This is a genomic window from Lachnospiraceae bacterium (assembly GCA_025758065.1).
Lineage (GTDB): Bacteria > Bacillota > Clostridia > Lachnospirales > Lachnospiraceae > Enterocloster.
Genome location: CP107199.1, coordinates 343521 through 356847, shown reverse-complemented (window position 1 = coordinate 356847; position 13327 = coordinate 343521). Strand labels below are relative to the sequence as shown.

The window sequence follows — 13327 nt, the reverse complement described above, 5'->3', positions numbered from 1 at the left end:
TTTGACTTTCATTTATGGTGATGTTGCCGTCAGGTGGCAAGCACGTTTAGAAAAAACAGGAGGTCATATTATGCCGAAAGCAGCCCTTCACAATCTGGGGTGCAAAGTAAATGCTTATGAAACGGAAGCCATGGAGCAGCAGTTGAAGGAACGTGGTTATGAGATCGTTCCTTTTGATGAAAAGGCGGATGTTTATATTATCAATACATGTTCTGTTACTAATATTGCGGACCGGAAATCAAGGCAGATGCTGCACCGGGCAAAGAAACTGAATCCGGAGTCTGTAGTGGTGGCAGCAGGCTGTTATGTGCAGGTGGCATCGGAAGAGTTAAAAAAGGATGCCAGCGTTGATATTGTAATTGGAAATAATAAAAAGGCGGAGCTGGCAGATATTCTGGATGAATATTTAGGCAATGTTCATGAGAAAGAAGAAGCAGAGGTATTTGTCACCGATCTTTCCCATGGAAGTGATTATGAGGCGCTTCATCTGGAACAGCCTTCAGACCATACAAGAGCTTTTATCAAGGTTCAGGACGGCTGTAATCAGTTCTGCAGTTACTGTATCATTCCCTTTGCCAGAGGCAGAGTCCGCAGCAGAAGCCGTGAAGATGTGGTCAGGGAGATCACCGGACTGGTGGCTCAGGGATATAAAGAGGCTGTTCTTACAGGCATCCATTTAAGTTCCTATGGAATTGAACATATGGAGGGGAATCCTGTAAGCCAGGGAGACTGGAATCACAGGGAATTGCTGGCCCTGATCCGTGAGGTCCATGAGATCAGTGGGCTGGAACGTATCCGCCTGGGATCGCTGGAACCGCGTATTATTACGGAAGAGTTTGCAAAGAGTCTGGCAGAGCTTCCTAAGTTCTGTCCTCATTTCCACCTGTCTTTACAAAGTGGTTGTGACAGTGTTTTACAGAGAATGAACCGTCATTATACAACAGAGGATTACTTAAGGCGGTGTGAGATCCTCCGTAAGCATTTTAAACGTCCTGCCATTACTACAGATGTGATCGTAGGCTTCCCGGGTGAGACGAAAGAAGAGTTTGATATTACGGAAAAGTATCTGGAAAAAGTGCATTTTTATGAAATGCATGTGTTTAAATATTCCAGAAGAGCCGGTACAAAGGCTGCTGCCATGACAGATCAGATCCCGGAGCAGGAAAAAGGAGTCCGTTCTGACCGTCTTCTTGCACTGGAACAGAAAATGTCAGAGGAGTTCAGAAAAGGATTTTTAGGCGAAAAGGTCTCTGTTCTCTTTGAGGAAATGATAACAGCAGATGGAAAAGAATATCTGGTAGGACATACGCCGGAATATGTAAAAGCAGCCCTTCCAAAGGAAGAATGCGAAAAAATGCATGCCGCTTCCGGAGTTATTTTAGAAGCCCAGGCAAAAGAATTTCTGACTTCGGATATACTTCTGTTAAAAAATACTATTGCCGAATAGAAAAATATAGAGTAAAATATATGAGAATACGTAAAGGACGTGATGATATGGGCAATATAAAAGAGACACAGTATTTTCAGGCTGTTCAGGACAAAAAGGTAGAAGTAAGCGATGTACTGGAGCAGGTGTATATTGCCTTGACCGAGAAAGGATATAACCCTGTAAATCAGATCGTTGGTTATATTATGTCTGGGGATCCTACCTATATTACCAGCCACAAGGGAGCCAGAAGCCTTATTATGAAGGTGGAGAGAGATGAGATCCTGGAAGAATTGATGGCGGTATATATTGATGCCCGTTTAAAATAGGGCAGTTGGGAAAAATAGGGACAGAGAGTATGTCACTCTCTGGTTTGGCGTCCATTAAAGTCTCTGTTAAGGGGATTTTTTATGGGCGTCGATTTTTTTCTGTGATCACTATGAATGTGTTACCAGGCGGTTATAGGAACTATGTGCTTGCACGCAAAGGCAGTTTTTGCCTTTGCTGATTTTTGTGTGTACGGAGGAAGTGAATATGAGGATAATGGGGCTTGATTATGGCTCAAAGACAGTAGGGGTAGCAGTCTGCGATCCTTTAGGGATCACTGCACAGGCAGTGGAGACAATCACCAGAAAGGATGAAAACAAACTGCGTCAGACTCTTGCCAGAATTGAAGCACTGGCTAAAGAGTATGAGGTAGAAAAGTTTGTTCTTGGCTATCCTAAAAATATGAATAATACAGTGGGAGACCGTGCCCAGAAGTCAGAAGAACTAAAAGCAGCGTTAGAGCGCAGAACAGGACTTCCTGTTGAGTTGTGGGACGAGCGTCTTACAACGGTAGCAGCAGAGCGTGTCCTTATGGAAAGCGGTGTCCGCCGTGAACACAGAAAAGAATCCGTAGACCAGATCGCAGCGGCAATGATCCTTCAGGGATATTTAGATCATCTGTCCATGATAAAGAAAAAGGATGGAGAAATCAATGAATAAACCAATGAATGAAAAAGAAGATTGCATTACGATGGTGACAGATTCAGGAGAATCTGTAGATTTTTACGTATTAGAGGAAACCAGGATCCATGGAAAAGACTATCTTCTGGTGACAGATGCACCGGAAGATGAAGATGGAGAGTGTTATATTTTAAAGGATGTATCCGGTGAAAATGACAGTGAAGCTTTGTTCGAGTTTGTAGAAGATGACAGGGAACTGGACGGGGTTATGGGCATTTTTGAAGAGTTATTAAAGGATGCAGATGTAGAATTAGAAAAATAAACAGGAGGAATCAGCTTGAGTTTAGAAGAGAACGTGAATGAAAATGTAAAACCTGAGACCAGCACAGAAAATAAAACGGAAAATAATACTGGCGAGAATCGTGAAGAGGGTACAAAAACGGTTAGAAGACCGCAGAACAGAAGACCGAGACGTGTGCCAAGAGTACCTAAAGCTGTAAAAGCAGAAGAAAAAGAAGAAAACGGAAGCAGAGAAACAGCAGAACCAAAAACTGAAGAAAAACGCAAAGCAGCACCTGCAAGAGGAAGACAGCAGGGAACAAAAAGATCCTTTCCAGCTGTAAAAGAAGCAGGAGAGAAAAGGGCACCTTTAAGAAAACCGACCAGAAACAGTCAGAAAGAGGCTAAGAGCAAGCTGAAGATCATACCTTTAGGCGGCTTAGAGCAGATTGGTATGAACATTACTGCATTTGAATACGAAGATTCCATTATTGTTGTAGACTGTGGTCTGGCATTCCCAGGGGATGATATGTTAGGTATCGATCTGGTGATCCCGGATGTATCTTATTTAAAGCAGAACATTGACAAGGTAAAGGGCTTTGTGATCACTCATGGACATGAGGACCACATTGGCGCATTGCCGTATATTTTGCAGCAGGTAAATGTACCTGTTTATGGTACAAAACTGACCATTGCTTTAATTGAGCATAAATTAAAAGAGCATAACCTGTTAAAGAATACGAAGCGCAAGGTAATGAAGCATGGACAGTCTGTAAATTTAGGCTGCTTCCGCGTAGAGTTTATCAAGACCAACCACAGCATCCAGGATGCATCTGCACTTGCTATCTTCTCACCGGTGGGCATTGTTCTTCATACAGGTGACTTTAAGATCGACTATACACCTGTTTTTGGTGATCCAATCGATTTACAGCGTTTTGCGGAACTGGGCAAAAAGGGCGTTCTTGCTATGCTGGCAGACAGTACCAATGCCACCAGACCCGGATTTACCATGTCTGAGCGCAGTGTAGGAAAGACGTTTGATACCATTTTTGCAGAGCATACAAACCACCGTATTATCGTAGCAACCTTTGCATCTAACGTAGACCGTGTACAGCAGGTGGTAAATACTGCTTATAAATATGGCCGTAAGGTAGTGGTAGAAGGCCGTAGTATGGTTACTATTATCGATATTGCCAGTGAATTGGGATATATCAATATTCCAGAGGGAACTCTTATTGATATTGACCAGTTAAAGAATTATCCGCCGGAGTCTACTGTGCTGATCACTACAGGAAGTCAGGGCGAATCCATGGCTGCCCTGTCACGTATGGCAGCAAGCATCCACAAGAAAGTATCGATCGTCCCTGGGGATGTGGTTGTATTAAGCTCTACTCCAATCCCAGGAAATGAGAAGGCAGTGGCAAATGTGATCAATGAGCTTTCTGCAAAGGGAGCAAAGGTGATTTGCCAGGATACCCACGTTTCCGGACATGCATGTCAGGAAGACTTAAAGCTGATATATTCCCTGGTACATCCGAAATTTGCTATTCCGGTACATGGTGAATTCCGCCACAGAATGGCGCAGAAGGAACTGGCTGAGTATATGGGAGTCCAGAAGGAAAATGCATTACTGGTAAATTCCGGTGATGTGGTTTCCCTGGATGAAGACAGCTGTCAGGTAACTGACCATGTAGCCTGTGGTTCTATCCTGGTTGACGGACTTGGAGTCGGTGATGTAGGAAATATCGTATTAAGAGACAGACAGAATCTGGCCCAGAATGGCATTATTGTAGTTGTTCTTACACTGGAGAAGCACTCCAACCAGCTGCTTTCCGGCCCGGATATCGTATCCAGAGGTTTTGTATATGTAAGAGAGTCAGAAGACCTGTTAGAGGAAGCCCACAGTGTGGTTGCAGATGCAGTAGCAGACTGTTTAGACCGCCATGTAAGCGACTGGGGCAAGATCAAGAACATTATTAAAGACAGCTTAAGTGATTTCTTATGGAAGCGTATGAAGAGAAATCCGATGATACTGCCTATTATCATGGAAGTGTAGGATTGCGGGAGTGCAAAGCACGGAGCAATCCGTAGGTATTACAAAGAATGTACTCTCGGAATCTTTTTGTACTTGATTTTGCGAGAAGATTTTTTGTCAGCTGTGCCCAAAGTTCTGAGGCGTTGGCGTTGCGTCTGCCTCTGAAATTCGGGTGCAACTGGCGGAAAATCGACCGCAAAGGTAAGTGCAGGAAAGACTCCGAGAGTACATAAGAAGAAAAAGGAGGACAGGAAGCATGAGCAGCCGTACAAGGGAGATCAACAAAATAACCATGGCGATCATCAGTATTTCTGTAAAGCTGATGCTTCTTGCCCTTTTGATCCTGCTTTTATATGAGTCAGTGATCCGGGGCTATGCTTTTGGTCATGCAGTATTTTATGCAGAGGCAGTGGAAGCAGCTCCGGGCCACAATATTACAGTAGTGGTAAAAGACGGGGAAGATGTGTCACAGACAGCAGGCGAACTGGAGAAAAAAGGCCTGATCAAAAATATTTATGCCTTTTTATTCCAGAGCCGTTTTTATGATTATGATAAGATCTACCCAGGAACGTATACTTTAAATACATCTATGACTTCCAAAGAGATCCTTCAAAAGCTCAGCGAAAAGCCGGAAGATGCAGAAGATGATAAATCTGCAGATAAGCCAGAAAGTGCAAAAGCGGCGCAAAAGACTGCAGACCAGAATACCGGAGGATCAGAAAATGCCAAACAAAAGCGTCAGAAGGATCTTCAGGAAGAAGAGGCTAATGCAGCAGATCCTGCAAGGAGTACCCTTTCATCAGAAGAAGCCCAGGCAGATGAGCATTCCTATTCTGGTGAAGATGAGGAAGAAGGCGGATGGATCGAAGATGTAACAGAGGATGGACAAAATGATCGTAGATAACAGGATTACAGAATATCTTCACTCCCTGGAAAAAAGCAGGGGGGAGCTTCTGGATACAATTGAAAAAAAAGCCGTTGAAGAGGGAGTCCCTATTATCCGCAGCGAGACAGCAGCCCTGCTTAGAAGCCTGACAGCAGCATTACGGCCGGAAAATATTCTGGAGATCGGTACTGCGGTTGGTTATTCTGCTTTGCAGATGTGTCAGGTGATGCCTTTAAACTGTCATATCACTACCATTGAAAAGTATGAAAAACGTATTCCTGAGGCAAAAGAAAATTTTAAAAAAGCCGGGGAAGAAAGCCGCATTACTTTTTTAGAGGGGGATGCGGATATGTGGTTAAAGGAATTAAAGGGAAAACAGTTTGATCTTGTATTTATGGATGCTGCAAAGGGACAGTACTTAAACTGGCTGCCTCTGCTCCTTGATCTGATGCCTGTGGGAGCTGTGCTTATTTCTGATAATGTGCTTCAGGACGGAGATGTAGTCCAGTCACGTTTTGCAGTCCAGAGAAGAAACCGCACTATTCACAGCAGGATGAGGGAGTATCTGTATGAATTAAAAAATATGGAAGAATTTGAAACAGCTGTGATCCCTATAGGGGATGGAGTGACTATTAGTACCAGGATCAGATAGGAGAAGACAGATAAATGAGAAAGACAGAGTTATTAATACCGGCAGGAAGCCTGAATGTATTAAAAACAGCCGTTATTTATGGTGCAGATGCCGTATATATAGGAGGGGAGGCTTTTGGACTGAGAGCCAAAGCACACAACTTCTCCTTAGAGGATATGAAAGAGGGAATTGCCTTTGCCCATGCGCATGATGTAAAGGTCTATGTAACAGCCAATATTCTGGCTCATAATCAGGACCTGCCAGGGGTGGAGGCTTATTTTGAAGAATTAAAAGAAGTAGGCCCGGATGCCCTGATTATTTCTGACCCAGGTGTATTTGAAATTGCAAAAAGAGTGCTTCCGGATACAGAACTTCATATAAGTACCCAGGCAAATAACACTAATTATGGCACTTACCTGTTCTGGAACCGTATGGGAGCAAAGCGTGTGGTTTCTGCAAGAGAGCTTTCTTTGGCTGAGATCAAAGAGATCCGCGCTCATATTCCGGATGATATGGAGATAGAAAGCTTTATCCATGGGGCTATGTGCATTTCTTATTCCGGAAGATGTCTGCTCAGTAATTTCTTTACTGGCCGTGATGCTAATCAGGGGGCCTGCACTCATCCATGCCGCTGGAAGTATTCTATTGTAGAAGAGACCCGGCCGGGAGAGTATATGCCTGTATATGAAAATGAAAGAGGCACTTATATCTTTAATTCCAAGGATCTTTGTATGATCGGGCATGTTCCGGAGATGATCGATGCAGGGATCGACAGTTTTAAGATCGAAGGGCGTATGAAAACAGCATTATATGTGGCTACTGTAGCAAGAACCTATCGCAAAGCCATTGATGATTATATGAAAGATCCGAAGCTTTATGAGGCAAATATGGAGTGGTACAAGGAAGAAATCGGAAAATGTACCTACCGTGAATTTACTACAGGCTTCTACTTTGGAAAGCCGGGAAGTGATGCCCAGATCTACAACAGTAACACCTATGTAAAAAATTATACTTATCTTGGCACAGTGGAAGAGGCTGATGGAAAAGGCCGCTGCCGGATTGAACAGAAGAACAAATTCTCTGTAGGTGAGACCATTGAGATCATGAAGCCGGATGGCCGGAACCTGGAGGTGGTTGTAAAGAGCATCTGTGATGAAGATGGAAATGGTCAGGAAAGTGCTCCACATCCAAAACAGATCCTGTGGGTAGATTTAGGTGCAGATGTGGATAAGTATGATATTCTCCGTAAAAAAGAGGATAACTAAATTAAAATGATGCAGAAAAGTCCAGCTAATAAATGTCAATAGAAAATGGAAAAAAATTTTCTTAAAAAAAGGGTAGGCTGCCCCCTTGGTGAATATATCGTTCTTTTGCAAGAGATTGATTCGTTGGATTTACAGTATTTTATGCAGCTATATCGCATTTAGCAGCATTGTATTGTTTGATGTGCTCTTGTGGAGTGATGATTTCAAAAGGTTTGTTGTCTCTTAGTATTGCAAATATCATGTTGCATACTTTATGTGAAACGGCTCCCATTGCTACGAGCTTTGGTTTTGAATCACATTTCTGGAGATAGTATTCACGAAGAACTGGATTTTTAGCTTTTCCATTACGGGAAATACTGATACTTTGCAAGGATAATGTGTGAATCACACGTCTGGCAATAGAAGAACCACGCTTAGACATTTGAACCTTGGTGCCTTCAAATTTGCCGGATTGTTTCACAGCAGGATCAAGACCAAAATAAGCGAAAAGCTGTTTTGGTTTTGAAAAAGCAGAAAAGTCACCAATTTCGCCCATGATGGTTGCAGCAGACAAGAAACCAGCACCTTTGAATGTTTCAATCAAATGAACCTGTTTGACAAATTTAGTATCTTCATTTGAATCAACAAGCTTATGAAGCGATTCAAGAATATCGTTGATTTCTTCATCATATTTACGTATGAAGCTGATATAAAGACGGATACGCTTGATGTTGCTTTCTATGATGTAGCCAAACTGATTTGCATCAGTTGCCGCCTGAATGATGGCATTATACTTATTCTGAGCATATGTAAGCCCAAAGCGAGCTGTTGATTTGATGATATCAATAATCTCTTGCTTGTCTGCTTCAAGAAAAGCTGATGGAGAGGTATAAGTTTCTAACAATGTAAGAGAAGTGTTGATAGTAACCTTGGAAAAGATGCCAAGATACTGTGGAAACGCCATGCGTAATTCACCCTGAAGCTTATTCACATAGGCACTGCGATTATCCATTAAATCGTAGTATTCACGGCATAGGTTACGGCAGTTTAGGGCAAGATCTGATGGCATAAGTGAAACCTTTAAATCCGGTTTCAAGCCAACCAAAGCAGCTTTTTTTGAATCAAAACGATCATTATGCACTTTTCGGATGTTGATGTTTGTGCTATTCTTAGTGATGATAGGATTAATAACGGAGCAGTTAAAACCCTTATCACGAAGATAGCAGAAGAGTGGGTAATGATAAATTCCCGTGGATTCGAGGAAAATGCGACTTTCCAAAGAATACAACTCTTCTGCTTCTTTTATTTTAGAAACAGCGGTTGTAAGGGAATCAATACTGTTATGCAGGATTTTGTAAGGTTTTCCTACGAATTGTTGGTTTGGAAGTGCGATAGACATCCATGAGAAGTCAGCACCGACATCAATACCAACAGAGATGAATAATTCATCAAGATTAAAAATAACTTTGTTTGACATGAGCGATAGCTCCTTTCTGATAGGAATCCATTTCCAATCTGGCAGGTACACAACCTAGCGCGTTATTCGGGTATTGCCTTCCGGCTCCCAACCAGCTAAAACATAAAACCCTGTCGAATGGACTAATTGACTTTCTTGTAGGTATCAGTCACAGAAGTGACTTCCCAAGGAGGCGAACATTCTTTGTCCTATCCTAAGAGATAATACCTTATGTTTTATCTAGTGTCTATCAGGAACCGTCAGACATGATAATTATTATGGATAACATCTGATGAAGGAGGAATCCCTTCTTCTGTTATCTGATTTATAGAAACTTATTAACCAAGTAGTCTTGATTGACTACACCATTATTATACTAGGAGGTGCTCATATGGCAGATATGATCCTGTTAGGACTGGCGGTCATCTGTACTGCATATTTTATGATCATTGTTTTTTATGCCGGAATGGGAACCTCTTTTGCCTTTATCTGGCTTTTCTTTGCGGCTTTATGCGTATTTCTTGTATATGGAAAATGGTATTACAGGAAAAATATGGACCGCATCCCCAGGTGGGTGCCGGTAAGTATTGTTACTACATGTATTGCCGGTGTAGTTATTATGGCAGTGTTTTGCATCCTGGTGTTTATGGGGGCAGCAGCAAATGAAGAAAGAGACCTGGATTATGTGATCGTCTTAGGAGCCAGAGTTAAAGAACATACAGTAAGCAATTCTTTAAAAAAGAGGCTGGATAAGGCCATTGAATATGCAGAGAAAAATCCGGAAACCTATCTGGTGCTGTCAGGAGGCAAAGGACCGGATGAACCTGTATCAGAAGCCCAGGCCATGTACAGGTATCTGGTGTACAATGGTGTAAGGCCAGGTCAGCTTCTCTTAGAAGAGCATTCCGTAAGCACAGTGGAAAATCTGGCTTACAGCAAGCTGCTCATTGAAAGCCACCGGGAAATGATCCGCCATGAAAGGGAAGAAAGGAACCACCTGAAATTTTCAAGAGAGCCTAAAGAAAATTACCTTATTGCTGCAGACAAGCCTTTGGAAGTAGGTGTACTTACCAGCAATTTCCACGTATACAGAGCATGCATGATCGCCAAAAAATGGGGTTTTGAAAATGTCTACGGCATCAGTGCACAGTCAGATCCGGTGCTTTTTATCCATTTATGCGTACGTGAATGTGCATCCATAATAAAGGACAGAATAATGGGGAACATGTAAGGGTCCCAGAAGAAAAACAAGCGTCTGCAAAGCAGACATTTGTTTTTCTTGGACCCTTAACGAGCAAACTGTCTGCGTCAGCAGACAGTGGAGTGCGTTAGCACGGGTTTGCGAGTCAGCCACGAAGGAGCAAACCGTCTGCGCCAGCAGACAGTAAAGCGCGCCGGCGTAGGTTTGTGAGTGGCGGGGAGTTTTAAAAACCGTGGAAAACGAATAAGATAGGAGAGCGATTCGAAATGAACAGACAGCAGATGCTTGAAAAGGTAGAAAATCTTTCTGCCTATGAGGTAAAAGACCATCGTTTTATAGAAGAAATGAATTCTGAAGGAATAGTACTGGAACATAGAAAAAGTGGCGCCAGACTGTTCCTTATGAGCAATGACGACGATAATAAAGTATTTTCAATCGGATTCAGGACACCGCCTGCAGACAGTACCGGACTGCCTCATATTTTAGAACACAGTGTACTGGAAGGTTCTGAAAAGTTTCCGGTAAAAGATCCCTTTGTAGAACTTGTGAAAGGATCTTTAAATACCTTCTTAAACGCAATGACCTATCCGGACAAGACTGTATATCCGGTAGCCAGCTGCAATGATAAAGATTTCCAGAACCTGATGGACGTGTATTTAGACGGCGTATTTCACCCGTCCATTTACAAAGAGCCAAAGATATTCAAACAGGAAGGCTGGCACTATGAACTGCCTTCAGAAGATGAACCTCTAACAGTCAACGGTGTTGTATACAATGAGATGAAAGGTGCTTTTTCATCACCGGAAAGCGTATTAGAGCGTTTTACTTCATCTGTACTTTTCCCGGATACTCCATATAACAATGAATCCGGCGGTGATCCGGCAGTGATCCCAAACTTAAGCTACGAACAGTTTATTCAGTTCCATAAAGATTATTATCATCCAGCCAACAGCTATATTTATCTCTATGGTGATATGGACATGGAAGAAAAGCTTTTATGGCTGGACAAAGAATATTTATTTGCTTATGACAAAAATGACTATAACTTAGATTCTTCTATTGCGCTGCAGAAACCATTTTCAGAACCGGTTGAGAAGGAAACGGTTTATTCTGTCACAGCAAATGAAGGCACAGAGGATAACACCTACCTGTCTTTAAATACAGTAGTAGGAACTGATATTGATCCGGTCCTCTATGTTGCTTTCCAGATTTTAGACTACACTCTTATCAGTGCGCCGGGTGCACCGTTAAAGCAGGCGCTTATTGATGCACATATCGGTCAGGATATTATGGGCGGCTATGAAAATGGCATTTTACAACCATATTTCTCTGTTGTTGCAAAAAATGCAAATAAAGAGCAGAAGGGTGAATTTTTATCTGTTGTAAAAGGCACTTTGAGAAAACTGGCTGATCAGGGGATTGACAAAAAGAGCCTGCTGGCAGGTTTGAATTACTATGAATTCCGTTACAGGGAAGCAGATTATGGCTCTGCCCCAAAGGGACTGATGTATGGTCTCTGGTCTATGGACAGCTGGCTGTATGATGCAGATCCAATGCTCCATTTACAGTATCAGAAGACCTTTGACTATCTGAAAAAGGCGGCACAGGAAGGTTATTTTGAACAGCTGATCAAAGATTATCTTTTAGACAATCCTCACGAGGCAGTTGTGATCGTAAGCCCGGAAATTGATCTGACTGCAAGAGAAGATTCAGAACTGGCAGAGCGTCTGGAAAGCTTCAAAAAATCCTTAAGTGAGGAACAGATAAAAGCTCTGGTAAAAGAAACGGCAGAGCTTAAGGCATATCAGGAAGAACCTTCTGCGAAAGAGGATCTGGAGAAGATCCCTATGCTTGGCAGAGAAGATATCAAACGCCAGTCAGAACCATTTTCCTATAAGGTAAAAGAGGAAGATGGAACAAAGGTGATCCACAGTCCCATGTTTACTTCCGGTATTGCCTATATCAAACTGCTGTTTGATATGAATGTGATCCCAAAAGAAGATCTGCCTTATGCATCCCTTTTAAAGTCTGTTTTAGGCTATGTAGATACAGAAAACTTTACCTACCGTGATCTGACCAGTGAGATCCACTTAAACAGCGGTGGACTTGATCTCTATGTTTCTTCCTGGGAAAACTTAAGAGAAAATGGAGCTTTCAAGGGTGCTTTTACAGCAGGCATAAAGGTTCTTTACGAAAAAGCCGGCTTTGCTTTTGACATTATCAAAGAAATACTTACTGCTTCAAAATTAGATGATGAGAAACGTCTGGGTGAAATCTTAGATGAGATGCGTTCCAGATCCAGAATGCGCTTAGAAGGTGCTTCCCACAGTGCAGCAGTTGCAAGAGCATGCTCCTATTTTTCACCGGTAAGAGCTTTTGATGACATGACAGGCGGAATTGAATATTTCCATTTTCTGGAAAAAACAGCAGCTGCCTACAGCAAGGATGAGAATTTCCGCAAGGAGCTGGCCAGAAAGCTGAAAGAAACTGCAGGTAAGCTGTTTGCAGCAGATAATCTTATGGTAAGTTATACCGCAGACGAGGAAGGCTACAAGGCTCTGCCGGAAGAATTAAAGAAATTTAAGGCTGCATTAAGTAGTGGACCAAGTAAGAGATATACTTTTGAATTTACGCCGGAGCTGAAAAATGAAGGATTTAAGACCTCTTCAAAGGTGAATTACGTGGCACGCTGCGGTTCCTTTGATGCCGAAGCTTATACCGGAGCCCTGGAAGTATTAAAGGTCATCATGAATTATGAATATTTATGGCAGAACCTGCGTGTCATCGGCGGTGCATATGGCTGCATGAGCAGCTTTGGAAGAAGCGGAACCGGTTGTCTGGTATCCTACAGAGACCCGAAGCTTGCGGCTACAGATAAGATCTACGAAGGAATACCGGAATATTTAAAAAATTTCTCTATTGATGAGAGGGATATGACTAAATATGTGATCGGCTCCATGAGCAGCGTAGATACGCCATTAAGCCCGGCAGTAAAAGGTTCCAGGAATCTGACTGCCTATTTATCCCAAATTACGGATGAAATGGTACAGAAAAAGAGAAACCAGATCCTGGATGTGACTCAGGATGATATCCGTGCATTAGCAGATATCCTGGATTCCATCTTAAAAACAGGTGCTTTCTGTGTTATTGGAAATGAACAGCAGATCGAAGCAGACCATAATATGTTCAAAGAAGTAAAAGAACTGTTTCACTAATAGGAG

Annotated in this window: 11 protein-coding genes; 10 read left to right on the top strand and 1 reads right to left on the bottom strand. The window is 42.4% G+C overall.

All coding sequences use genetic code 11. From position 1 onward, the window contains the following. Positions 1 to 70 precede the first annotated feature (70 nt). The 8 genes from mtaB to OGM16_01600 all read left to right on the top strand — a co-directional run bounded on the left by mtaB (position 71) and on the right by OGM16_01600 (position 7470). On the top strand, positions 71 to 1447 hold the full coding sequence (gene mtaB, locus OGM16_01635) for a tRNA (N(6)-L-threonylcarbamoyladenosine(37)-C(2))-methylthiotransferase MtaB (GenBank protein UYJ47005.1): 1377 nt from the start codon (positions 71 to 73) through the stop codon (positions 1445 to 1447). A 47-nt stretch (positions 1448 to 1494) separates the two neighbouring features. Continuing rightward, positions 1495 to 1755, top strand: a complete 261-nt coding sequence (locus tag OGM16_01630; protein ID UYJ48369.1) for an IreB family regulatory phosphoprotein — start codon at positions 1495 to 1497, stop codon at positions 1753 to 1755. A 205-nt stretch (positions 1756 to 1960) separates the two neighbouring features. Further along, positions 1961 to 2413 carry a Holliday junction resolvase RuvX gene (gene ruvX / locus OGM16_01625; GenBank protein UYJ47004.1) on the top strand — a complete coding sequence of 151 codons (453 nt, stop codon included), beginning with the start codon at positions 1961 to 1963 and terminating at the stop codon, positions 2411 to 2413. A gap of 4 nt (positions 2414 to 2417) precedes the next feature. Further along, the gene (locus tag OGM16_01620; GenBank protein ID UYJ48368.1) at positions 2418 to 2696 is read left to right on the top strand and encodes a DUF1292 domain-containing protein; all 279 of its coding nucleotides are present in this window, start codon (positions 2418 to 2420) and stop codon (positions 2694 to 2696) included. A 372-nt stretch (positions 2697 to 3068) separates the two neighbouring features. Next, complete coding sequence (locus OGM16_01615; GenBank protein UYJ48367.1) at positions 3069 to 4709, top strand: ribonuclease J; 1641 nt, start codon at positions 3069 to 3071, stop codon at positions 4707 to 4709. Between the two features lie 235 nt (positions 4710 to 4944). Continuing rightward, complete coding sequence (locus tag OGM16_01610) at positions 4945 to 5592, top strand: endolytic transglycosylase MltG (protein ID UYJ47003.1); 648 nt, start codon at positions 4945 to 4947, stop codon at positions 5590 to 5592. Next, the gene (locus tag OGM16_01605; GenBank protein ID UYJ47002.1) at positions 5579 to 6226 is read left to right on the top strand and encodes an O-methyltransferase; all 648 of its coding nucleotides are present in this window, start codon (positions 5579 to 5581) and stop codon (positions 6224 to 6226) included. The genes OGM16_01610 and OGM16_01605 overlap by 14 nt, the downstream gene beginning before the upstream one ends. 14 nt (positions 6227 to 6240) lie before the next feature. Then, on the top strand, positions 6241 to 7470 hold the full coding sequence (locus tag OGM16_01600) for a U32 family peptidase (GenBank protein UYJ47001.1): 1230 nt from the start codon (positions 6241 to 6243) through the stop codon (positions 7468 to 7470). Between the two features lie 139 nt (positions 7471 to 7609). Here OGM16_01600 and OGM16_01595 read toward each other — a convergent pair whose 3' ends face one another. After that, positions 7610 to 8926: an IS110 family transposase gene (locus OGM16_01595; protein UYJ47000.1), complete on the bottom strand. Its 1317-nt coding sequence runs from the start codon at positions 8924 to 8926 to the stop codon at positions 7610 to 7612. A 370-nt stretch (positions 8927 to 9296) separates the two neighbouring features. Here OGM16_01595 and OGM16_01590 point away from each other — a divergent pair, with 370 nt between their 5' ends. Together OGM16_01590 and OGM16_01585 are read left to right on the top strand one after the other, a co-directional pair. Continuing rightward, positions 9297 to 10136: a YdcF family protein gene (locus OGM16_01590; protein ID UYJ46999.1), complete on the top strand. Its 840-nt coding sequence runs from the start codon at positions 9297 to 9299 to the stop codon at positions 10134 to 10136. Between the two features lie 236 nt (positions 10137 to 10372). Then, positions 10373 to 13321, top strand: coding sequence for an insulinase family protein (locus tag OGM16_01585; protein ID UYJ46998.1), 2949 nt, complete (start codon positions 10373 to 10375; stop codon positions 13319 to 13321). Positions 13322 to 13327 lie beyond the last annotated feature (6 nt).